The 21349-nt window shown below is 65.1% G+C and carries 21 protein-coding genes; 6 read left to right on the forward strand and 15 right to left on the reverse strand.

Annotation, left to right across the window (positions count from 1 at the left end):
* Window positions 1-43: 43 nt before the first annotated feature.
* From B215_RS0101910 to B215_RS0101925, 4 genes are all read left to right on the forward strand, one after another.
* A complete protein-coding gene (locus tag B215_RS0101910) occupies window positions 44-709 on the forward strand; it encodes a DUF6975 family protein (RefSeq protein WP_050990117.1) in 666 nt (221 codons plus the stop codon).
* A 44-nt stretch (window positions 710-753) separates the two neighbouring features.
* Complete coding sequence (locus B215_RS0101915) at window positions 754-1596, forward strand: AAA family ATPase (RefSeq protein WP_019367939.1); 843 nt, start codon at window positions 754-756, stop codon at window positions 1594-1596.
* 77 nt (window positions 1597-1673) lie between these two features.
* Window positions 1674-2852, forward strand: coding sequence for a vWA domain-containing protein (locus B215_RS0101920; RefSeq protein ID WP_019367940.1), 1179 nt, complete (start codon window positions 1674-1676; stop codon window positions 2850-2852).
* A complete protein-coding gene (locus tag B215_RS0101925; RefSeq protein WP_019367941.1) occupies window positions 2849-3550 on the forward strand; it encodes an immunity protein Imm33 domain-containing protein in 702 nt (233 codons plus the stop codon). The genes B215_RS0101920 and B215_RS0101925 overlap by 4 nt, the downstream gene beginning before the upstream one ends.
* Window positions 3551-3559: 9 nt before the next feature.
* Here B215_RS0101925 and B215_RS0101930 read toward each other — a convergent pair whose 3' ends face one another.
* A complete protein-coding gene (locus B215_RS0101930) occupies window positions 3560-3853 on the reverse strand; it encodes a hypothetical protein (RefSeq protein WP_019367942.1) in 294 nt (97 codons plus the stop codon).
* 435 nt (window positions 3854-4288) lie between these two features.
* Here B215_RS0101930 and B215_RS19435 point away from each other — a divergent pair, with 435 nt between their 5' ends.
* Together B215_RS19435 and B215_RS22095 are read left to right on the forward strand one after the other, a co-directional pair.
* Window positions 4289-6217, forward strand: coding sequence for a hypothetical protein (locus B215_RS19435; RefSeq protein WP_237718450.1), 1929 nt, complete (start codon window positions 4289-4291; stop codon window positions 6215-6217).
* Between the two features lie 194 nt (window positions 6218-6411).
* On the forward strand, window positions 6412-6630 hold the full coding sequence (locus B215_RS22095) for an SDR family oxidoreductase (RefSeq protein ID WP_269083839.1): 219 nt from the start codon (window positions 6412-6414) through the stop codon (window positions 6628-6630).
* Here the strand turns inward: B215_RS22095 and B215_RS21150 are convergent.
* The 14 genes from B215_RS21150 to nuoF are packed head-to-tail and all read right to left on the reverse strand — an operon-like array spanning window position 6574 to window position 21348.
* On the reverse strand, window positions 6574-6984 hold the full coding sequence (locus B215_RS21150; protein ID WP_019367944.1) for a hypothetical protein: 411 nt from the start codon (window positions 6982-6984) through the stop codon (window positions 6574-6576). The genes B215_RS22095 and B215_RS21150 overlap by 57 nt on opposite strands.
* Window positions 6985-7018: 34 nt before the next feature.
* Window positions 7019-7282, reverse strand: a complete 264-nt coding sequence (locus B215_RS0101945; RefSeq protein WP_019367945.1) for a DUF1467 family protein — start codon at window positions 7280-7282, stop codon at window positions 7019-7021.
* Between the two features lie 10 nt (window positions 7283-7292).
* Window positions 7293-8930 (reverse strand): ribonuclease J, encoded by a 1638-nt coding sequence (locus tag B215_RS0101950; protein ID WP_026008843.1) that lies wholly within the window; start codon window positions 8928-8930, stop codon window positions 7293-7295.
* The gene (locus B215_RS0101955; protein WP_019367947.1) at window positions 8931-9713 is read right to left on the reverse strand and encodes a type III pantothenate kinase; all 783 of its coding nucleotides are present in this window, start codon (window positions 9711-9713) and stop codon (window positions 8931-8933) included.
* Between the two features lie 19 nt (window positions 9714-9732).
* Window positions 9733-10428 (reverse strand): biotin--[acetyl-CoA-carboxylase] ligase, encoded by a 696-nt coding sequence (locus B215_RS0101960; RefSeq protein ID WP_019367948.1) that lies wholly within the window; start codon window positions 10426-10428, stop codon window positions 9733-9735.
* Window positions 10429-10433: 5 nt separating this feature from the next.
* A complete protein-coding gene (gene nuoN / locus B215_RS0101965) occupies window positions 10434-11891 on the reverse strand; it encodes an NADH-quinone oxidoreductase subunit NuoN (RefSeq protein ID WP_019367949.1) in 1458 nt (485 codons plus the stop codon).
* Window positions 11891-13456, reverse strand: a complete 1566-nt coding sequence (locus B215_RS0101970) for an NADH-quinone oxidoreductase subunit M (protein ID WP_019367950.1) — start codon at window positions 13454-13456, stop codon at window positions 11891-11893. Before B215_RS0101970 ends, nuoN begins: the two co-directional genes overlap by 1 nt.
* Before the next feature lie 7 nt (window positions 13457-13463).
* The gene (nuoL, locus tag B215_RS0101975) at window positions 13464-15551 is read right to left on the reverse strand and encodes an NADH-quinone oxidoreductase subunit L (RefSeq protein WP_019367951.1); all 2088 of its coding nucleotides are present in this window, start codon (window positions 15549-15551) and stop codon (window positions 13464-13466) included.
* Window positions 15551-15856, reverse strand: a complete 306-nt coding sequence (gene nuoK / locus B215_RS0101980) for an NADH-quinone oxidoreductase subunit NuoK (protein ID WP_019367952.1) — start codon at window positions 15854-15856, stop codon at window positions 15551-15553. The genes nuoL and nuoK overlap by 1 nt, the downstream gene beginning before the upstream one ends.
* The gene (locus B215_RS0101985; RefSeq protein ID WP_019367953.1) at window positions 15853-16464 is read right to left on the reverse strand and encodes an NADH-quinone oxidoreductase subunit J; all 612 of its coding nucleotides are present in this window, start codon (window positions 16462-16464) and stop codon (window positions 15853-15855) included. Before B215_RS0101985 ends, nuoK begins: the two co-directional genes overlap by 4 nt.
* 33 nt (window positions 16465-16497) lie before the next feature.
* Complete coding sequence (gene nuoI / locus B215_RS0101990; protein ID WP_010545143.1) at window positions 16498-16983, reverse strand: NADH-quinone oxidoreductase subunit NuoI; 486 nt, start codon at window positions 16981-16983, stop codon at window positions 16498-16500.
* Window positions 16980-18029, reverse strand: a complete 1050-nt coding sequence (gene nuoH / locus B215_RS0101995) for an NADH-quinone oxidoreductase subunit NuoH (protein WP_019367954.1) — start codon at window positions 18027-18029, stop codon at window positions 16980-16982. The genes nuoI and nuoH overlap by 4 nt, the downstream gene beginning before the upstream one ends.
* Window positions 18026-20044, reverse strand: coding sequence for an NADH-quinone oxidoreductase subunit NuoG (gene nuoG / locus B215_RS0102000; protein ID WP_019367955.1), 2019 nt, complete (start codon window positions 20042-20044; stop codon window positions 18026-18028). Before nuoG ends, nuoH begins: the two co-directional genes overlap by 4 nt.
* On the reverse strand, window positions 20044-21348 hold the full coding sequence (gene nuoF / locus B215_RS0102005; protein ID WP_019367956.1) for an NADH-quinone oxidoreductase subunit NuoF: 1305 nt from the start codon (window positions 21346-21348) through the stop codon (window positions 20044-20046). Before nuoF ends, nuoG begins: the two co-directional genes overlap by 1 nt.
* Window position 21349: the final 1 nt, after the last annotated feature.

Consider the following 21349-nt stretch of genomic DNA (forward strand, 5'->3'; position numbering starts at 1 on the left):
GCTCGCAGCAGCAACGTGATGCTTGATCCATTCGAGGAACAACATGCCGGTCGATATCGTACAGTCCGCATCCTTGGCCGGCGCATGGGGGGCGATGGGCACACTCGCCGCCAGCGATGGCAGCACCACGCATCCGCACCTCACCGCGCTCGCACGCGGCAATGCGTCGCTACGCGATCTGGCTGACGCGGTGCATCATGTTGCCCGGCTGCACGGCCGCCATCCTGGCCTGATCGATTTTGCCCGCCGACACGCCGTGCGTCCACTGGAACAGGGTTGGATTGAAGCCGCCGCCGATGCCTTTGTAGCGGAGCGGACCCGGTTGGTCCGGCTCGCTGCTGCCGCCGGCCCGTTGCCGCGCACGCCCGGCCATGCTGAAAGCGAAGCTGCCGCCGCCGCGCAGCGCCATGCGATGGACATGCTGGCCCAGTCCGATCGCACCGGCTGTGCCACCGGGGCGGCGATCGCGCTTGCTATCGATTGGGTCCCGATCCGCGCGATGCTGGATCTGGCCGCTGCGCATTTCGGCGTCGCGTCTGCCCGGCCAGAGCTTCCCATTCCCGCAGAAACGGTAACGGTAGTGGACGTCCTCGCCCGCGAGTCGGCGCTCGAGCGCGCGATGCTGTTCGGCGCTCAGCAGGTGTTCGCACAGCACCGTGCGCTGTGGGATCTGCTGGAAGCTCGCGCAGGCGCCCGTCAGCGCGGCTGATCGAGCAGCTTGCGCCGGCGCAACTTTCTCCCCACTTCGGCACCATGCGCTTCGAAGGCACCCAAAACTATATCGCGACAGCGGACCTCAAGGTCGCCGTCAATGCCGCCGTAACCTTGCGGCGCCCGCTGCTTGTGAAAGGGGAGCCGGGCACCGGCAAGACCGTGCTCGCCTATGAGATCGCCAAGGCGGTGGGCGCGCCGCTGATCGAATGGAACGTCAAGTCCACAACCAAGGCGCAACAGGGGCTTTACGAATATGATGCAGTGGCGCGGCTGCGGGATGGCCAACTCGGCGATCCGCGGGTGCACGAGATCGGCAACTACATTCGCAAGGGGAAGTTGTGGGAAGCATTTACCAGCCCCACTCTTCCCGTGCTGTTGATCGACGAAATTGACAAGGCCGATATCGAGTTCCCGAACGATCTGCTCCAGGAACTCGATCGGATGGAATTCCATGTTTACGAAACGGGCGAAACGGTCCGTGCCGCGGAACGGCCGATCGTCGTCATCACCTCGAACAACGAGAAGGATCTACCCGACGCGTTTCTGCGCCGCTGCTTTTTCCATTACATCAAATTTCCCGAACGCGACACGATGCAGGCGATCATCGACGTGCATTTTCCCGATATCCAGAAACTCGTCGTCGCCCGTGCGCTCGATCTATTCTACGAGATCCGCGACGTGCCAGGTCTGAAAAAGCGGCCGTCCACCAGCGAGCTGCTCGATTGGCTGAAGCTGATCCTGCATGAAGATATGCCGCTGGAGGTTCTGCAGTCCCGCGATCCCGCCAAGGCGATCCCGCCGCTCCATGGCGCGCTGTTGAAGAACGAGCAGGACGTAATGCTGTTCGAGCGCCTCGCCTTCATGGCGCGCCGGCAGAAGTAGGCAGCCCCGCGCCATACCGGGCACCTCCGGCGGTCAACGGAGTGGACGCGGACCGCCCCGCGCTCGTAGAATGTGGCATGTTCCTCGCTTTCCTCGATGAACTGCGCACCGCCGGCATCGCCGCCAGCCTGAAGGAACATCTTCTCCTTCTGGAAGCACTCGATCGTCAGGTCATCGATCCGACCCCCGAAGCCTTTTATTACCTTTCCCGCGCCACCTTTGTGAAAGACGAAGGCCTGCTGGACCGGTTTGACCAGATCTTCGCCAAGGTGTTCAGGGGCGTAGCGGCGAGTGCGCGAGTCTCCCCCATCAAACTGCCGGAGGAATGGCTCCGCGCCGTTGCTGAGAAGTATCTTACGCCCGAGGAGCGCGCGGCAATTGAGTCGCTTGGATCCTGGGAGAGGATCATGGAAACGCTGCGCGAGCGGCTTGCCGAGCAGCATGAGCGACATCAGGGTGGCAGCAAGTGGATCGGCACCGGTGGCACCTCGCCTTTCGGCAACGGCGGGTACAACCCCGAAGGCGTGCGGATCGGCGGCGAGGGTCAGCACCAGCGGGCGGTCAAGGTTTGGGAAGCGAGGGACTTCCGCAACCTTGATTCCAACCGCGAACTCGGCACCCGCAACATCAAGGTAGCGCTGCGCCGCCTGCGCCGTTTCGCGCGCCAAGGCGCCGCCGACGAACTCGATCTCGACGCAACGATCGCCGGCACCGCGCGGCAGGGCTGGCTGGACGTGCGGATGCGGCCGGAACGGCACAATGCCGTGAAACTGCTGCTGTTCCTCGACGTGGGTGGCTCGATGGATCCGTTCGTGAAGCTGTGCGAGGAACTCTTCTCCGCTGCGACAAGCGAATTCAAAAATCTGGAATTCTTCTACTTCCATAATTGTCTCTACGAAGGCGTGTGGAAGGACAATCGCCGGCGCTATACTGAGTGCATCGCCACCTTGGATATCCTGCGCAAGTTCGGGCCCGACTATAAAGTGCTGTTCGTCGGCGACGCGTCGATGAGCCCATACGAGATCACGCAAGTCGGCGGTTCCGTGGAACACATGAACGAAGAACCTGGTGCTACGTGGTTGCAGCGAGTGGTAGATGCTTACCCAGCAGCCGTTTGGCTAAACGTCTTGCCGGAAGCGCAATGGGCCTATTCGCATTCGGTGGAAATGATCCGCGCATTGATGCGTAACCGAATGTTTCCGCTCACGCTCTCAGGGATCGATGCAGCGATGCGCGAGTTGAGTAAAACGCGATGAACAGATTGCGATCGAAGCTCTCCTGGTGGCGGCGACGGCTTTTCGGCAGCTACCGTATCACCGACCCGCGATCGCTTGCGGAATCGGCCCCTTACACATTCTTCCTCCCTAGCGAGAACGAAGTGCTTGCACTGCGGCGGGGTGACCTGGCGAAACTGATCTTCCAATCGGTGCCCGCCTCCACCGACTATGCGGCCGAACGGATGTGGGTCGTGATCACCCTCGCCGACGGCGATCACTTGATCGGCCAGCTCGACAACGCACCGATCGATATGCCGCAACTGCGCCCCGGCAGTGAAATCCGGTTCCGGCGCGGCGACGTAATCGATCTCCGCTGGGGCGCCGATCGGCCCGTGCGGCCGCCCTCCGCCCCCGCCCGCCGCCACTATGAAGAGCGGTGCCTCGTCGATTCCTGCGTGCTGCGGGACGGCTTGGCCGTGCATTACCTCTATCGCGAGGCGGGCTTGCCGCACGACGAGGGCGAGTCTCCAGATAGCGGCTGGCGCATCCGCGGCGATTTCCGGGCCGAGGCGGACGACGCTGCCATCGATGCACGCCGAACCGAGTGGACCACCATCGGCCATGTGCTGAATGCGGACGATAGCTGGGTCAGTCTTGTCGATGCGCCCGTGGGTTCCGCCTATGTCCGCAACTGGCAGAGCAACCGATTCGAGCCGGAGTCCGCCGCGGCCGACTGATCGCCGGGCTTACAGCCCCTCGACTGCTCGCTCGATGCGCCGCAGCAGCACGCCGTCCTGTGCGCTGCGCCGCACCGCTTCATCCGCGAGTGCCATCAGTTGCACTGCGCCGAAGCTGCCCGCCAAGCTTTGCAGTCGCAGCGCCGCGCCAGCCCACGCCTCCGCGCCTCGTGCGGAGCGCATCATTTCGACAGAGCTGCGTGCGCTGTCGAGGAAAGCCATGCGCAACTCGGCGATCAACGCCGGCTCATCGCCCACCGCAGCTGCCAGAGCCGCATCGATCGCACCGGATTCATATGCCATGCATCGGGCTTACTAGGCGCGGCGTTAACGGTTCCTTTCCGCGCAACTCTTGGTGCCGTGAGCAAAACTGGTAGAGTGATCGGCATGACTGGGGGCAACACCGCCGAATCCGCGCCGATCCAACCCGAAGCTGCCGAGTTAATGGCAGCGACGGAGCTGTATCCCGCGCCTTTATCCGACGCGCTCGGGGCGCCTTCGCCGCATGAGCTCCCTGCCCGATGGCCGGCCATGGTAGCGGTCCTGCTCGGCATTGGTGCTACCCTCTCGCTGGTGTGGGTGGCGCTACCGGCACTGCAGGGCCCCCTCCCCCCTGCAGAACGTGCCCAGCTCCTCGCGGCGCTCTGTGTCCCGGCAGGACTCGTTGCGCTCCTCTATCTAGTGGCATTGCGCACCAGTAGCGCAGAGGCACGTCGCTTCGCTGCCACCGCCGGCGCGATGCGGGCGGAAGCGCATCAGGTCGATAGCATCACCGCTGCCCTATCGGCAAAACTCGCCGAACAGCAGGCGACTTTGGCGGAGCAGGCCTCGCAGCTGACTCGCCTCTCCGATGCCGCAGCCGAAAGGATCGCGTTGGCGGCGGCATCTGCGGCGCAACAGGCGGAGGCGATCGTCGTCAGCGCGGAGCGCCTGTCCGATGCGGCGGGCAGCGCCGAGCAGCGTGTCGCGGTCGTGCTCTCCTCCTTGCCGCGCGCGCGCGAGCAGATGCGCGACCTTGCTGAACGGCTCGACAGCACCGGATTGCAGGCCAGCCAGCACGCAGCCGCGCTCGACGTACAGGTCGCCGCCCTGGCCGAGCGGGGGCGCGAGGCCGATCGCCTCGCCGGCGGCGCCGCCGAATGCCTCGCCGCGCATATTTCTCGCATGGAGGCGTCGACGGACGCAGCCAGCGGCCGATTGGAACAGGTGTCCGAGCAGATGTCTCGCCAGGTGGACGAGGTGCTGGATCGGGCGGCCGTGGCGGTGGATCAGTCTCGTCAGGGTATTGCGGCGCAGGGCGAAGCGATATTGGCGATGTTGGCGACCAACCAGTCCGCGCTGGATCGCGCGGGCGCGGAGAGCATCGCCGCAATGGGCGAGCGAATCCGCGACATTGAAGATGCGATCATTCGGATTTCCGCGCGTCTAAGCGAGGAGCAGCGACGCGGCGATGCGCTGTTCGTGCGCCTTTCCGAGGGCGCGGTGCGGTTTGATCGCGAGATCGAGGTACTCTACGCGGCCGGTATGCAGCGAACCGAGGTGCTGTCGGCTTCACTCGGCACGCTGCACCGTTCAATGGACGCGATGACGGATTCGATGCGTACCGGCGAATCCACCGCACGTCAGGTAATCGCCACCACTGAGACGCTTCTGACGGGCTTGGATGCGGCCACCCGCGAAATGGACGAGACGATGCCCGCTTCGCTGGCTCGCCTGGACGCCCGCATTGTCAAAATGCGGCATAACGTCGCGCAATCGAAGCCGGAGCTGCTCGCACTGGTGACCGCCGCAGAGTCGACCCATGATGCGGTTGAAAGCATTCGCGCCGCCATCGCGCAGCAGGAAAGCGCGCTGGCCGAGGCCCAGGCTGCGCTCCTCGAAACACTGGCCACCGGCGGCGGGCAAGCGGAAAGGCTCCATCGCCTGGTCGAAGAGGCGATCGACAATGCGCGCCACTTCACTGACACGGCAGCACCAGACCTCATCCAGACGCTGATGGGGGTTCGGGACAGTGCCAACAAGGCAGCCGACCGTGCTCGGGAAGCGATCGACGCGATCCTTCCTTCGGTGGAGCGGACCCTGCGAGAGGCGAGCGCGGCCACGGTCGAAAAGGCGGTGGAACGCTCCGTACAGGAACAACTTGAATCCCTCACGCATGCTGCCACCGCAACGATGGCCGAAGCAGACCGAGCCGCGACAACGCTGCGTGAGCAGCTGGCTGCACTCGAACAGGCAACCACCGAAGCGCAAGCACGGATCAACGAAGCCGAGCGCATGCGCGAAAGCTCAGAGGCCGAGGGCTTTGCTCATCGCATGACCCTGTTGATCGAAGCGCTGAACGCGACCTCGATCGATCTCGCTAAGGCATTCTCGGCGGACGTTCCCGATGCCGACTGGGCTGCGTACCTCAAGGGCGATCGCGGCGTATTCACGCGCCGCGCGGTTCGCCTGCTGGCTCCGCACGAGGCGCGTGAGCTTTATCGCATTTATGAGCAAGACGCCGGCTTCCGGGAGCACGTGAACCGTTACGTGCACGATTTCGAAGCGATGCTCCGCCAGATGCTAGCACTGCGTGAAGGCAACCCGCTGGCCGTAACCCTGCTCTCGTCGGATGCAGGTAAGCTTTATGTCGCTCTGGCGCAGGCGATCGAACGCCTTCGCACCTGAGCGGAATCTTGGTCTGATGACCGAGCGCGATTGCTAAGGCGGACCTTTAAGGCAATGGACGGAGCCCGCCCCCTGCCGGTTTTGAATTGCGAGACCACCATGCGAAGGCTCGAACGAAAATCTGCGTCATAACCAGTACGGCGCGCGGCATCGGTCACGCCAGTTGCGAACGATTCTAGGCGGAAGGCGCCGACATTGTCCTTACTGATCGCGCCGTCGCCAAGGGCAAGGCCGCCGCGGCGGCGCTCAATCGCCGCTTCGGAACGGTGGAGGAAGTCGCCGCAATGCTGGCAGCGGATGAGGCAAGCTATATCACTGGCGCCGAATTCACGATCGACGGCGGGCTGCTCGCAGGCTCAGCCACCGCGCCTGGCTGTGTCCTTCAGCACTCCATCGTCGAGATACGGATCTAAGGCCGCGGCTTCCGCCTCGATCTGGCGGCGCATGGCCGATCGAATTACCGCCGAGGCCGCGCAATAGCCGGCCCAATCGGCAACGATCCGGCGCAGCGTCCAGTTCACGATGTGCGCGCTGGAGGCCGCCCGGTTTACCGGCGCTATCGCTGCAAGCGCCTGGACCGCCGCGTCCTCCGCGTCGACGCTCTCGCAAAGTACTTGCACCGCCTTGCGCCGGGGGCCGCTCAGCCGTGTCAGCCGATAGCGCAGTGCCGTAACCGCAGCCTCGTCGCAGGCCGGGCGGGGCGTGAGCGCTTCGAGGTCATCAAGGGCGCCCAGAAGGTCGCGGTGCAGAACGGGAAGGTCGGCCATCCCTATTTATAGGCGAAAAATGCCGTTCTTCCGATTAGTTATGCACCCAGTCCAGCATATCCGCTGTCACCCAGCCATAGATATAGTTTAGATAGAAGGCGGTGAAGAGAAGCGTGGCTATAATCGTCGTGCGCGCAACGATGCGCATAGGGCGAAACTCATGCGGCGCACTCGGCGATTGGCCGGGCACCAGCGGTGCCCCCGCTTCCTCGCTGGTACGCACCCCGAAAGGCAGCACGACGAACACCGAAAGCGCCCAGAAGAGCACATAAATCGCGAGCGCCGACTGCCACTTCATGGGGTGGAGGTTACGCCTCGATCAGCAGCACGTCCACTACCGGCTTCTTGCCGGTGAAGCGCACCGCGACGCGACGTACCGCTAGACGCAGCGACTCGCGAAGCTTCTCGCGATCGCGCCAGTCCTTCTTCACCGCCTCGGCGGCGGCATCGGCGGCGGCCTCGATCAGGTCCTCGCGGTCCTCTTCCACCGGCACGCCCTGCACGCGGATCTGGGGGGCGCCGAGCAGCTTGCCCTTGCGATCGATCGCCACCGCGACCGACATCTGGCCGTAGAGCGCGATCCGCCGCCGCTCGCCCATCGTCGCGCCGTCGGCGGGCAGGATCACGTCGCCATCGAGCACGAGGCGACCGACCGTCGCATGGCCGATCTTCTGCGGGCCGTTGGGCGCGAGGCGGATGATCTCGCCATTCTGCTGCTTCACCGCCTTGGGCACGCCCTGCTCCAGCGCGAAGCGCGCCTGCTCGTGCATGTGGCGGATCTCCCCGTGGACCGGCACGATGATCTCCGGCCGGATCCACTTGTACATCTCGGCCAGCTCCGGGCGACCCGGATGCCCCGAGACGTGGACGAAGGCCTGGCGATCGGTGATGATGTCGACGCCCTTGTCGGCGAGCGTGTTCATGATCTTGCCGATCGCGATCTCGTTGCCCGGGATCTGGCGCGAGGAGAACACCACCAGATCGCCCTGGTGGAGCTTGAGCACATGACTGCCCTCGGCGATGCGGTTGAGCGCGGCGCGGGGCTCGCCCTGGCCGCCGGTGGCGACGATCAGCACGCGCGAGGCGGGCAGCGTCATCGCCTTGTCGAAGTCGATCAGATCGGGGAAGTCGCGCAGATAGCCGGTCGCCTTGGCAACGCGGATGATCCGGTCCAGCGAGCGTCCGGCGACGCACAGTTCGCGGCCGGTGTCCCGGGCGACCTCGCCCAAAGTCTGCAGCCGCGCCGCGTTCGAGGCGAAGGTGGTGACGAGCACGCGGCCCTTGGCGCCGGCGACCACTTCGTCCAGGCCCTTGCGCACGTCGGCTTCCGAGCCCGAGGCCTCGGGGTTGAACACGTTGGTCGAGTCGCAGACCAGCGCGAGCACGCCCTTGTCGCCAATCGCGGTCAGTTCCTCGGCAGTCGCCGAACCGCCAAGCGACGGCGCCTCGTCCAGCTTCCAGTCGCCGGTGTGGAACACCTTGCCATAGGGCGTCTCGATCAGCACCGCATTGCCCTCGGGGATCGAGTGGGCGAGCGGCGTATAGGTGACCGTGAACGGACCGATGTCGAACGGCCCCTCTTCCTTGACCACGTTCAATTCGACACGGTCGTCGATGCCTTCCTCGGCCAGCTTGCCGTGGATCAGGCCCGCGGTGAACGGCGTCGCGTAGAGCGGCACGCCGAGATCGGCGGCGAGATAGGGCAGCGCGCCGATATGGTCCTCATGCCCGTGCGTCAGCACGATGCCGAGCAGATCGTCCACCCGGTCCTCGATGAACTGGAGGTCGGGCAGGATCACGTCGATGCCCGGATAGCTGGCATCGCCAAAGGTGATGCCGCAATCGACCATCAGCCATTTGCCGTCGCAGCCATAGAGATTGACGTTCATGCCAATCTCGCCCGAGCCACCAAGGGCGAGGAAGAGCAGTTCGTTTCTTGGAGTCACTTAATTTCCTTGCTGGCTGCGTTCCCACAGCATCGCCAAGCCCTGGATGGTGAGATCGGGCTCGATCGTATCGAACACCGATGTATGCCTTTCGAAGAGAATCGCCAGCCCACCCGTCGCAATAACCTTGAGCGGCCTGCCCACTTCGGCCTTCAGCCGCGCGACCAGCCCCTCGATCATCGCGACATAGCCCCAATAGATGCCGATATGCATCTGATCGACGGTGTTGCGACCAACCACGCTCGCAGTCTCGGGGGCCGAAATCGCGATGCGCGGCAGCTTGGCGGCGGCGGTCACCAGCGCATCGAGCGACAGGTTGATGCCCGGCGCGATGATCCCGCCCTTATAGGCGCCGCGATAATCGACCACGTCGAAGGTGGTCGCGGTGCCGAAATCGATGATGATCAGGTCGCCTTCGTGCCGCGCATGCCCGGCGAGCACGTTGAGCGCGCGATCGGCACCCAGGTTCTGCGGCTCGTCGACATCGAGCGCGAAGCCCCATTCGGCATTGCCCTTGCCGGCGATCACCGCCTCGGTCTTGAAGTATTTGCTGGCGAGTACCTGAAGGTTGTGGAGCGCGCGCGGCACCACCGTGCCGACGATCACGCCGCTGACCGCGCTGCGGTCGAAGCCCTCCAGCGCCAGCAACTGGCTGAGCCACACCGCATATTCGTCGGCGGTGCGGCGCGGATCGGTGGCGATGCGCCAGCGGGCGCGGATCTCGCCGCCGTCCACCAGCGCGAACACGACATTGGTATTGCCGGCGTCGACCGCGAGCAGCATCGCCCTTCCCTCTTCCTCGTTACAGCAGGAACACGTCGCCGGCGTGAATGGCACGGGTCGTTCCATCGGCCAAGCGCAGGATCAGCGCCCCGCTCGAATCCAGCCCGCCGAACAGCCCGTCGAAGCTCGACCCGTCGGCGAGCCGTGCGGTGAGCGCGGTGCCCTCGGGATGCGCCCTGGCAAGCCAGCGCTCGCGCACCGGCCACACCCCCTCGCCCCGCCAGCGTTCCAGCCAGCGGCCGAAGCTTTCGGCGAGCACCTCTGCGAAGATGTCGGGAGCGACGGTCACGCCTTGCGCGGCGAGGCTCGTCGCAGCGCGGTCGAGCCCGTCGGGCGCCGCCGCCAGGTTGACGCCGATGCCGACCGCGATCGCATCCCCTGCCCGTTCGAGCAGGATGCCGGAAAGCTTGGCGCCGCCCACCAGCAGGTCGTTGGGCCATTTGAGCATCGGCGATACGCCGAACGCCCGCACCGCCTCCTCCAGCGCGACGGCCGAGAGCAGCGCCAGCGTCGCCGACGACGGATCGGTCGACCGCACGCGGACCAGCGTCGAAATGTAGAGATTGCCCGCAGGCGAGACCCAGGCACGCCCCTGCCGGCCCTTGCCGGCGGTCTGGCGTTCGGCCCGGAGCCACAGCCCTTCCCCGGCGCCCGTAAGCGCCAGGGAAAGGATGTCGGCATTGGTCGATCCCGTCTCGGCGACGGTCCGGATCACAGGGGTCAGAACAGCGCCTTCGCCGCGACCAGCGACCAGGTGCCGAGCGCACCGAACAGCACCCAGCCGATCGGCGAGATGACGACCGCGCTGATCGCGATCAGCCCGCCTTCGACCAGGTCGGTCTTGCCCGCGAAGGCAGGGGCCGGCTCGTCGAAGTACATCGTCTTGACGATCTTGAGGTAATAGAAGGCACCGATCGTCGAGGCCGCGGCACCCACCGTGGCGAAGGCGATCAGGCCCGAATGCATCGCGGCGATGAACACCCCCAGCTTGGCGAAGAAACCGAGCAGCGGCGGGATACCGGCGAGACTGAACATGAAGATCGCCAGCGCCAGCGCCAGGCCCGGCCGCGTGCGCGACATGCCCGAAAGGCTGGCGATGGTCTCGACCTGCTCGCCCTGCTCGTCGCGCATCTGCAGCACCACCAGGAAGCTGCCGATCGTCATCACGACGTAGATCGCCATGTAGACGAGCACGCTCGCAACGCCTTCCTCGCCGCCGGCGGCAAGGCCGATCAGCGCGAAGCCGACATTGTTGATCGACGAGTACGCAAGCAGGCGCTTGATGTTGGTCTGGCCGATCGCCGCCACCGCACCGAAGATGATCGAGGCAAGCGAGGCGAAGATCACGATCTGGCGCCATTCGAGGATGGCAGGCCCCATCGCGTCGACCGCGACGCGCACCGCCATCGCCACCGCCGCCACCTTCGGCGCCGAAGCGAAGTACGCGGTGACCGGGGTCGGCGCGCCTTCATACACGTCCGGCGTCCACATGTGGAACGGCACCGCCGAGATCTTGAAGGCGAGACCGGCGAATACGAACACCAGGCCGAACAGCAGACCGGTATGCTGGCTGCCGGTCGCACCGGCGCTGTAGGCGTCGGCAATGCCGTCGAACAGCGTCGTACCGGCGAAGCCGTAGACCAGGCTGATGCCGTAGAGCAGGATGCCCGAGGCGAGCGCGCCCAGCACGAAATACTTCAGGCCCGCTTCCGCCGAGCGCGTGTCCCGCCGCATGAAGCTGGCGAGGATGTACGCCGACAGGCTCTGCAGCTCGAGACCGACATAGAGGCTCAGCAGGTCGCCCGCCGAGACCATCATGCCCATGCCCACCGTCGAGAGCAGGATCAGCACCGGATATTCCGGGCGCAGATCCTCGCCCGAGGTGCGCTGGAAGAACTTGGGCGCGACGAGGATCGACACCGCGGCGGCAACAAAGATCACCACCTTGGCGAAGGTCGCGAAGGCATCGGCGCGGTAGAGGCCGCCGAACGCGCTGCCGCCCGTCGAAGACGGACCCGCCAGCGCGATGCCGGCGCCGGCGAGCAGCGCCACCGAGGCCCAGCTCACCAGCTTGGTCGATGCCTGGCCACCCCAGGCGGCGACCAGCATCAGGACGATCGAGCCGGCCGCGAGCAACAGCTCGGGCAGCGTCATGAGGAGTTGCGTGGAATAGGACATCAGTGCGCCCCCTCGTGCGCGGAGGCTTCATGGGCGGGTGCCGCCTGCGGCGAACCCGGCGTGGGCTTGGAGTCGCTGATCGACGCGGTGTGCGCGGCGCTGTCGAGGCGCTGCGTCAGCCGCGCGACATCGGCGCGCATCGGTGCGGTGAAGCTGGTCGGGTACACGCCCATCCACAGCACCACGGCGGCCAGTGCCGCGAGCATCGCGACTTCGCGACCGTCGAGATCCGGCATCGCCTTCACATCGTCCTTGGTCAGGTCGCCCCACACCACCCGACGGAACAGGTAGAGCATATAGGCGGCGCCGAGGATGATGCCGGTGGTGCCGATCAGCGCGGTTGCGGTCGAGACCTGGTACACGCCGGCGAGGCTGAAGAATTCGCCGACGAAGTTGCTGGTGCCCGGCAGGCCGATCGAGGCCATGGTGAACAGCAGGAACAGCACCGCATAGCGCGGCATGTTGATCGCCAGGCCGCCATAGCGGTCGATCTCGCGGGTATGCAGGCGATCATAGATGATGCCGACGCACAGGAAGAGCGCGCCCGAGACCACGCCGTGGCCCAGCATCACCATCATCGCACCGTCGATGCCGTTCGCGTTGAAGGCGAACAGACCCATGGTGACGATCGCCATGTGCGCGACCGACGAATAGGCGATCAGCTTCTTCATGTCGCTCTGCACGAGCGCGACGAGCGAGGTGTAGACCACCGCGACACACGACAAGCCGAAGACGACCCACATGAACTGCACCGACGCGACCGGGAACATCGGCAGCGAGAAGCGCAGGAAGCCATAGCCGCCGAGCTTCAGCAGCACGCCCGCGAGGATGACCGAACCTGCGGTCGGCGCCTGGACGTGCGCGTCGGGAAGCCAGGTGTGGACCGGCCACATCGGCATCTTCACCGCGAACGAGGCGAAGAAGGCGAGCCACAGCCAGGTCTGCCAGCTGGCCGGGAAATCATAGGCCATCAGGTAGGGGATCGACGTCGTGCCGGTGGTCAGCACCATCGCGATCATCGCGATGAGCATCAGCAGCGAGCCGAGCAGCGTGTACAGGAAGAACTTGTACGACGCGTAGATGCGGTTCACGCCGCCCCAGATGCCGATGATCAGGTACATCGGGATCAGGCCGCCTTCGAAGAAGACGTAGAACAGGAACAGGTCCTGCGCGGCGAAGGTGCCGATCATCAGCACTTCGGTCGCGAGGAACGCCGCCATATATTCCGGCACGCGCTTGGTGACCGAGAGCCAGCTGGCCCCGATGCAGATCGGCATCAGGAACAGCGAAAGCTCGATCAGCAGGAAGGCGAAGCCGTCGATGCCGAGCGCCCAGGAGAACTCGACGCCACCCATCTTGAACAGCGTGACATGCTCGACGAACTGCCACTGCGGAGCGCCGTCGCCATATTGGAACTGCGTCCAGAGCCAAGCACCCAGCGCCAGGTTGACGAGCGTCGCTAGGAGCGCCGTCCAGCGGGCGCCCTGGGCACCCACGAACAGGCAGACCACTGCGGCAACCGCGGGCACCGCGAGCAGGACGGAAAGGATCGGAAAGCCGGTCATGATTCCATCACCTCGCAATGACCCAGGTGAGCGCGGCGGTGAGCCCGATCAGCATGACGAAGGCATAGGTGTAGAGATACCCCGATTGCAGCTTGACGGCCCCGAAGCTTCCGAACTGCACCAGGCGCGCCGCGCCATTGGGGCCGAACCGGTCGATCGTCTGCTCGTCGCCGCGCTTCCAGAACAGCCGCCCGATGGCGAACGCGGGACGCACGAAGAGCAGGTTGTAGAGCTCGTCGAAATACCATTTGTTGAGCAGGAACAGGTACAGCGGACGCACCTGCTCGGCGAAGGCCGCCGGGAAGCCCGGCGAAACGATGTACGCGAAGATCGCGGTGCCCAGGCCCAGCAGCATCGCCACCGTGGCCGAGAGCTTCACCCACACCGGCACTTCATGCATCGCGTGCATCAGATGCTCGTTGAAGGCCAGCGCGCCGTGCCAATAGGTCTCGCCCGCGCTCGGCTCGATAAACGCGCCGTGGAAGACGAAGCCGGCCAGCACTGCACCGATCGACAGCAGAACCAGCGGGATCAGCATGACAAGCGGGCTCTCGTGCGGGTGATAGCCCGCCGTGCCGTCGCCGTGATCGTGCGCGTGATGATGGTCATGGCCGTGCGCGTCGTGCGCGGCATGGGCATGATCGTCATGCGCGTGATCGTCATGGCCGTGGCCGTGCGCGTCGTGCACCGCGTGCTGGATATGCTCGGAAGCTGCCCAGCGCGGCTTGCCGTGGAAGGTGAGGAACACCACGCGCCACGAGTAGAAGCTCGTCAGCAGCGCGACGACCACGCCGACCCAGAACACGCCGGTGTTGCCCGAAGCGAAGGCCGCTTCGATGATCGCGTCCTTCGAGTGGAAGCCGGCAAAGCCGAACGCCACCGGATTGCCGAACAGCGCGGGGATGCCGACGCCGGTGATCGCGAGCGTGCCCGCCATCATCGCCGTGTAGGTCAGCGGGATCTTCTTCCAGAGGCCGCCATAATAGCGCATGTCCTGCTCGTGGTGCATCGCATGGATCACCGAGCCGGCGCCGAGGAACAGCAGCGCCTTGAAGAAGGCGTGCGTGAACAGGTGGAACATCGCCGCGCCGTACGCGCCGACGCCCGCTGCGAAGAACATGTAGCCGAGCTGCGAACAGGTCGAATAGGCGATCACGCGCTTAATGTCGGTCTGCGTCGTGCCGACGGTGGCGGCGAAGAAGCAGGTAGCCGCGCCGATCACCATCACGACGTGCATCGCGACCGCACTCTGCTCGAACAGCGGCGACATGCGGCAGAGCATGAACACGCCCGCGGTCACCATGGTCGCGGCGTGGATCAGCGCCGACACCGGGGTCGGGCCTTCCATCGCGTCCGGCAACCAGGTGTGCAGGCCGAGCTGCGCCGACTTGCCCATCGCGCCGACGAACAGCAGCAGGCAGAGCACGGTGATCGTGTCGAAGCGATAGCCGAGGAAGCCGATCGTCGAACCCGCATGGTTCGGCGCCGCCGCCAGGATCGTCGGAATGTCGACGGTGCCGAACACCAGGAACACGCCGAAGATGCCGAGCATGAAGCCGAGGTCGCCGACGCGGTTGACCACGAAGGCCTTGATCGCTGCGGCATTGGCGCTAGGCTTGCGGAACCAGAAGCCGATCAGCAGGTAGGACGCGAGACCCACGCCTTCCCAGCCGAAGAACATTTGCACCAGGTTGTTCGCGGTCACGAGCATCAGCATCGCGAAGGTGAACAGCGACAGGTACGCGAAGAAGCGTGGCTGGTCCGGCTCCTCGCTCATATAGCCCCAGCTATAGAGATGGACGAGCGCCGACACGCTGGTGACCACCACGAGCATCACCGCGGTCAGCGCGTCGACGCGCAGTTCCCAGGCGAAGCTCATCGTGCCCGAGGTCATCCAGTGCAGCACCGGGGTGACCGTCGGCGCGGCCGAGCCGCTCAGGTAGGAGAGGAAGATCGGCCAGGACAGGCCGCACGCCACGAACAGCGAGCCCGTGGTGACGATCTTGGGCAGCGCGGCGCCGAACGACTTGTTCACGAGCCCCGCAACGGCTGCCGCGAGAAGCGGCAGGAATGTGATGATCAGAATGGACGACATCAGCCCTGCATCCGATTGACGTCGTCGACCGAAATCGTGCCGCGACCGCGGAAATAGATGACCAGGATCGCAAGGCCGATCGCGGCCTCACCGGCGGCGACGGTCAGCACGAACATCGCGAACACCTGGCCGACCAGATCGCCGAGGAACGACGAGAAGGCGACGAGATTGAGGTTCACCGCCAGAAGGATCAGCTCGATCGCCATCAGGATGACGATCAGGTTCTTCCGGTTCATGAAGATGCCGAGCACCCCCATGGTGAACAGGATGGCCGAGACGACCAGATAATGGGTTAGCGAGATCACAGCTCCATCCCCTGCCCGACCGCCGGGTTCATGTTACGGGTGGCGTCCTTCGCACGGCGGGCGTTCTGGCGCGCAATGTTCTGCGGCCGCACGTCGCTGCGCTTGCGGTAGGTCAGCACGATCGCACCGATCATCGCGACGAGCAGCACCAGGCCGGCGCCTTCGAACACGAACAGGTAGCGCGTGTAGAGCAGCTGGCCGATCGCTTCGATGTTCGGCACGCCGTCCTGCACCGGGGCGACGCGGCGGCCGAGCGCCAGCGTGCCGGCGCTCCAGGCGCCCACCGCGACGATGATCTCGGCGACCAGCGCTAGCGCCAGCAGCAGGCCGACCGCGGCATACTTCATCACGCCCGCGCGGAGCTCGGTGAAGTCGATGTCGAGCATCATCACGACGAACAGGAAGAGCACCGCGACCGCGCCGACATAAACGATCACCAGCAGCATGGCGATGAATTCGGCGCCCACGAGCACCATCAGGCCCGCAGCGTTGAAGAACGCCAGAATGAGCCAGAGGACGGAATGTACCGGGTTACGCGACAGGATCGTGCAGGCGCCGGAGACGCACACGATGATCGCAAACAGGTAAAAGGCGAGAAGCTGGATCACGGAATCGGATGGCCCCTTTGAATGGTGCGGCGCTTAACGGTACGGCGCGTCGGCGGCAAGGTTCGCCGCAATCGCGCGTTCCCAGCGATCGCCGTTCGCGAGCAGCTTATCCTTTTGATAAATCAGCTCTTCACGCGTTTCGGTGGAAAATTCGAAATTCGGCCCCTCGACGATCGCATCGACCGGGCAGGCTTCCTGACACAGGCCGCAGTAAATGCACTTGGTCATGTCGATGTCGTAGCGCGTCGTGCGGCGGCTGCCGTCGTCGCGCGGCTCGGCCTCGATCGTGATCGCCAGCGCCGGGCACACCGCCTCGCACAGCTTGCACGCGATGCAGCGCTCTTCCCCATTGGGATAGCGGCGCAGCGCATGCTCGCCGCGGAAGCGGGGCGAGAGCGGGTTCTTCTCGTACGGATAGTTGATCGTCGCCTTGGGCTTGAAGAAATACTTCAAGGTCAGGGCGTGCGCCTTCACGAACTCCCACAGAGTCCAGGTGCGGACGAAACTTGCGACGCTCATGCGGGCACTCCAACCCGGGTCAGCATGAGAAACCCGGAAACGAGGAAGACGAAGAGAAGCGACAGCGGCAGGAAGATCTTCCAGCCCAGGCGCATCAGCTGGTCGTAGCGATAGCGCGGGACGGTGGCCTTCACCCAGCTGAAGCAGAAGAAGAAGAACAGCATCTTGGCGAACAGCCAGAGAATGCCCGGCACCATATACAGCGGCGCCCAGTCGAACGGCGGGAGATACCCACCCCAGAACAGCGTGGCGTTGAGCGCGCACATCAGGATGACGTTGGCATATTCGCCGAGCCAGTAGAGCGCGAAGGCCATCGACGAATATTCGGTCTGATAGCCCGCGACCAGCTCCGACTCCGCTTCGGTCAGGTCGAACGGCGCGCGCTGCGTCTCGGCGAGCGACGAGATGAAGAACACGATCGCCATCGGGAAGAGCAGCGGGTTGACGAAGTTGCCGTTGACGAAGCCGTAATAGCCCTTCTGCGCCTCGACGATCGCGCCGAGGTTGAAGGTGCCAGCCCAGAGCACGACCGAGATCAGCACGAAGCCGATCGAGACTTCATAGCTCACCATCTGCGCAGCAGCGCGGATCGCCGAGTAGAACGGGTACTTCGAGTTGGACGACCAGCCCGCGAGGATGATGCCGTACACGCCCAGCGACGAGGCCGCGAGCACGTAGAGCAGGCCGACATTGATGTTCGACAGCGCGACGCCCGCCTGGAACGGCACCACCGCCCACACGATCAGCGCGACCGTGAAGGTGATGATCGGCGCGAGCAGGAACAGGCCCTTGTTCGCACCCGACGGGATGATGGTTTCCTGCAGGAACACCTTCAGGCCGTCGGCGAAGGACTGGAGCAGGCCGAGCGGACCGACGACGTTCGGGCCGCGGCGCAGCGCCATCGCCGCCCAGATCTTGCGATCGGCATAGATGATCATGGCCACGGCCAGCATCACCGGCAGCGCGATCACCAGAATGTCGATGATCGTGGCGATGAACCAGGACCAGCCGTACGGCAGGCCGAGAGCGGTAAACCAGGAGGTCATTCTGCGGCCTCTGCGAAATCTTCGCCATGGAGCAGTTCGGCCGAGCAGCGCTGCATCGTCGGCGACGCACGGCAGATGGCGTTGGTGAGATAGAAGTCAGCGATCGGATAGGTCACCGGACCCGACGCCTGGCTGGGCAGCGACGGCGGGTTCCACGCGAACTCGGCCAGACCTTCCTGGCCGAGCGCCGGAACCTCGCCCGCCATCGCGGCGCGCAGCTCGTCGAAGCTGTCGAACGGCAGCGTGCGGCCGAGCTTTTCGGACAGCGCGCGCAGGATCGTCCAGTCCTCGCGCGCCTCGCCCGGTGCGAACACCGCGCGATCGGCGCGCTGCACGCGGCCTTCGAGGTTGACATAGGTGCCCGGCTTCTCGGCATAGGTAGCACCCGGCAGGATCACATCGGCATGATGCGCGCCCTGGTCGCCATGGTGGCCGATATAGACCTTGAAGCTGCCGGCGAACTTCGAGAAGTCCACCTCGTCGGCGCCCAGGAAGAAGGCGAGCTTCGGCGATGCCGCGACGATGTCGGCAATGCCGCCCTTCTGCGCATAGCCGAGCATCAGGCCGGCCATCCGCGCCGCCGCGGTGTGGACGACGTTGAAGCCGTTCCATGCAGCCTCGGTCTCGGTCGCGGCGCGCTGGAAGGCACCCGCGATCGCGAGCGCGGCACCATGGCCGTTCTTGAGCGCGCCGGGGCCGAGGATCAGCGCCGGCTTCTTGGCATTGTCGATCGCCTGGGCGAGATTTTCCGGCAGGCTGCCCAGCAGCCCCAGATCGTCACCCAGCCACTCGACCTTGTAGGTCAGGTCGACCTGCGGGCCGATCGCGAACACCTTGGCACCGCGCTTGATCGCCTTGCGCACGCGGGTGTTCACCAGCGGCGCTTCCCAGCGCAGATTGGTGCCGACCAGCAGGATCGCATCCGCCTCTTCGAGCGCCGCGATGGTGGTGTTGAACGCCACCGCCGACAGGCTCGACGTGTCATAGGCCATGCCGGTCTGGCGGCCTTCGAGCAGGTCCGAACCGAACGCCTTCACCAGCGCCTTGGCGGCATACATGGTCTCGGCATCGAGCAGGTCGCCGGCGATCGCCGCGACGCTCGAACCGGCATTGGCGGCCACGCCCGCGATAGCGTCGAACGCTTCTTCCCAGCTCGCCGGGACCAGCTTGCCGTCCTTGCGGACGAACGGGCGGTCGAGACGGCGGCGGACCAGCGCGTCGACATGGTAGCGGGTCTTGTCGTGCGCCCACTCCTCGTTCACGTCCTCGTTGATGCGCGGCAGGACGCGCATCACCTGACGGCCGCGGCTGTCGAGGCGGATGTTGGTGCCGACCGCGTCCATCACGTCGATCGACAGGTTCCGCTTGAGCTCCCAGGGGCGATATTCGAACGCGACCGGCTTGTGGGTCAGCGCGCCGACCGGGCACAGGTCCGCGACATTGCCCGAAAGCTCGCTCTTGAACGCCTTTTCGAGATAGGTCGTGATCTGCATGTTCTCGCCGCGATAGATCGCGCCGATATCCTCCACGCCGGCCACTTCCTCGCCGAAGCGGACGCAGCGGGTGCACTGGATGCAGCGGGTCATCACCGTCTTGATGATGGGGCCCATATATTTCTCGGTGACCGCGCGCTTGTTTTCCTCATAGCGCGACTGGCCACGACCATAGGCGACCGACTGGTCCTGCAGGTCGCACTCACCGCCCTGATCGCAGATCGGGCAATCGAGCGGGTGGTTGATCAGCAGGAATTCCATCACGCCTTCGCGCGCGGCCTTCACCATCGGGCTGTCGGTGCGGACTTCCTGATTGTCGGCGGCCGGCAGCGCGCACGAAGCCTGGGGCTTGGGCGGTCCGGGCTTCACCTCGACCAGGCACATGCGGCAATTGCCGGCGATGCTCAGCCGTTCATGATAGCAGAAACGCGGAATCTCCTTGCCCGCGGCCTCGCAGGCCTGGAGCACAGTGGCGCCCTGCGGCACCTCGACTTCGATTCCGTCAACCTTGAGCTTGGGCATTACTCTGCCGCCTCTTGCATGGTTTCGATGCCGCCCGACTTGCGCTCGTTGATACGGCGCTCGATCTCGGGGCGGAAATGGCGGATCAGGCCCTGGATCGGCCAGGCGGCCGCATCGCCCAGGGCGCAGATGGTGTGGCCTTCGACCTGCTTGGTCACCTGCTGCAGCGTGTCGATCTCGCTGATGTCGGCGTCGCCGGTGCGCAGCCGCTCCATCACGCGCCACATCCAGCCGGTGCCTTCGCGGCACGGCGTGCACTGGCCACAGCTCTCATGCTTGTAGAAATAGGAGAGCCGGCTGATCGCGCGGACGATGTCGGTCGACTTGTCCATCACGATCACGGCGGCGGTGCCGAGGCCCGAGCCGAGCGCGCGCAAGCCGTCAAAGTCCATCGGGCAGTCCATGATCTGGGCTGCCGGCACCAGCGGCACCGACGAACCGCCCGGGATCACCGCGAGCAGATTGTCCCAACCGCCGCGAATGCCGCCGCAATGCTTCTCGATCAGCTCGCGGAACGGGATCGACATGGCCTCCTCGACCACGCACGGCTTGTTCACATGGCCCGAGATCTGGAAGAGCTTGGTGCCCTTGTTGTTCTCGTTGCCGAAGCTGGCGAACCATTCGGGACCACGCCGCAGGATCGTCGGCGCAACCGCGATCGACTCGACGTTGTTGACCGTGGTCGGGCAGCCATAGAGGCCCGCACCCGCCGGGAACGGCGGCTTGAGGCGCGGCTGGCCCTTCTTGCCTTCCAGGCTCTCGATCATCGCGGTCTCTTCGCCGCAGATGTACGCGCCGGCGCCGCGATGGACGAACACGTCGAAGTCATAGCCCGAACCGCAGGCATTCTTGCCCAGCAGGCCGGCGGCATAGGCCTCGGCGACGGCTGCGAACAGCGTCTCGGCCTCGCGGATATATTCGCCGCGGATGTAGATATAGGCCGCCCGCGCGCGCATCGCGAAGCCAGCAACCAGCGCGCCTTCGATCAGCAAATGCGGATCGTGGCGGATGATCTCGCGGTCCTTGCACGAGCCGGGCTCGGATTCGTCTGCATTGATGACGAGGAAGCTCGGACGCTCGGGCGTCGGGTTCTTCGGCATGAAGCTCCACTTCATGCCCGTCGGGAAGCCGGCGCCGCCACGCCCGCGCAGGCCCGAGGCCTTGATGCGGTCGATGATGGTGTCCTGCCCCAATTCCAGCAGCGCCTTGGTGTTGTCCCACGCGCCGCGCGCACGGGCGGCGTCGAGGTGCCACGACTGGTAGCCGTAGAGATTGGTGAAGATGCGGTCCTTGTCCTGAAGCACC

The organism is Sphingomonas sp. ATCC 31555 (genome assembly GCF_000282895.1).
Taxonomy (GTDB): Bacteria; Pseudomonadota; Alphaproteobacteria; order Sphingomonadales; family Sphingomonadaceae; genus Sphingomonas.

Bases quoted from the DNA above. Each gene is read 5' to 3' on its own strand.
- nuoI (WP_010545143.1), bottom strand. From the start codon at position 16,983: ATGAGCGTCGCAAGTTTCGTCCGCACCTGGACTCTGTGGGAGTTCGTG.
- B215_RS0101970 (WP_019367950.1), bottom strand. From the start codon at position 13,456: ATGACCGGCTTTCCGATCCTTTCCGTCCTGCTCGCGGTGCCCGCGGTT.
- B215_RS0101930 (WP_019367942.1), bottom strand. From the start codon at position 3,853: ATGGCATATGAATCCGGTGCGATCGATGCGGCTCTGGCAGCTGCGGTG.
- B215_RS0101920 (WP_019367940.1), top strand. From the start codon at position 1,674: ATGTTCCTCGCTTTCCTCGATGAACTGCGCACCGCCGGCATCGCCGCC.
- B215_RS0101925 (WP_019367941.1), top strand. From the start codon at position 2,849: ATGAACAGATTGCGATCGAAGCTCTCCTGGTGGCGGCGACGGCTTTTC.
- nuoN (WP_019367949.1), bottom strand. From the start codon at position 11,891: ATGTCCTATTCCACGCAACTCCTCATGACGCTGCCCGAGCTGTTGCTC.
- B215_RS0101915 (WP_019367939.1), top strand. From the start codon at position 754: ATGCGCTTCGAAGGCACCCAAAACTATATCGCGACAGCGGACCTCAAG.
- B215_RS0101945 (WP_019367945.1), bottom strand. From the start codon at position 7,282: ATGAAGTGGCAGTCGGCGCTCGCGATTTATGTGCTCTTCTGGGCGCTT.
- nuoG (WP_019367955.1), bottom strand. From the start codon at position 20,044: ATGCCCAAGCTCAAGGTTGACGGAATCGAAGTCGAGGTGCCGCAGGGC.
- B215_RS21150 (WP_019367944.1), bottom strand. From the start codon at position 6,984: ATGGCCGACCTTCCCGTTCTGCACCGCGACCTTCTGGGCGCCCTTGAT.
- nuoH (WP_019367954.1), bottom strand. From the start codon at position 18,029: ATGACCTCCTGGTTTACCGCTCTCGGCCTGCCGTACGGCTGGTCCTGG.
- B215_RS19435 (WP_237718450.1), top strand. From the start codon at position 4,289: ATGCGGGCGGAAGCGCATCAGGTCGATAGCATCACCGCTGCCCTATCG.
- nuoL (WP_019367951.1), bottom strand. From the start codon at position 15,551: ATGTCGTCCATTCTGATCATCACATTCCTGCCGCTTCTCGCGGCAGCC.
- B215_RS0101910 (WP_050990117.1), top strand. From the start codon at position 44: ATGCCGGTCGATATCGTACAGTCCGCATCCTTGGCCGGCGCATGGGGG.
- B215_RS0101955 (WP_019367947.1), bottom strand. From the start codon at position 9,713: ATGCTGCTCGCGGTCGACGCCGGCAATACCAATGTCGTGTTCGCGCTG.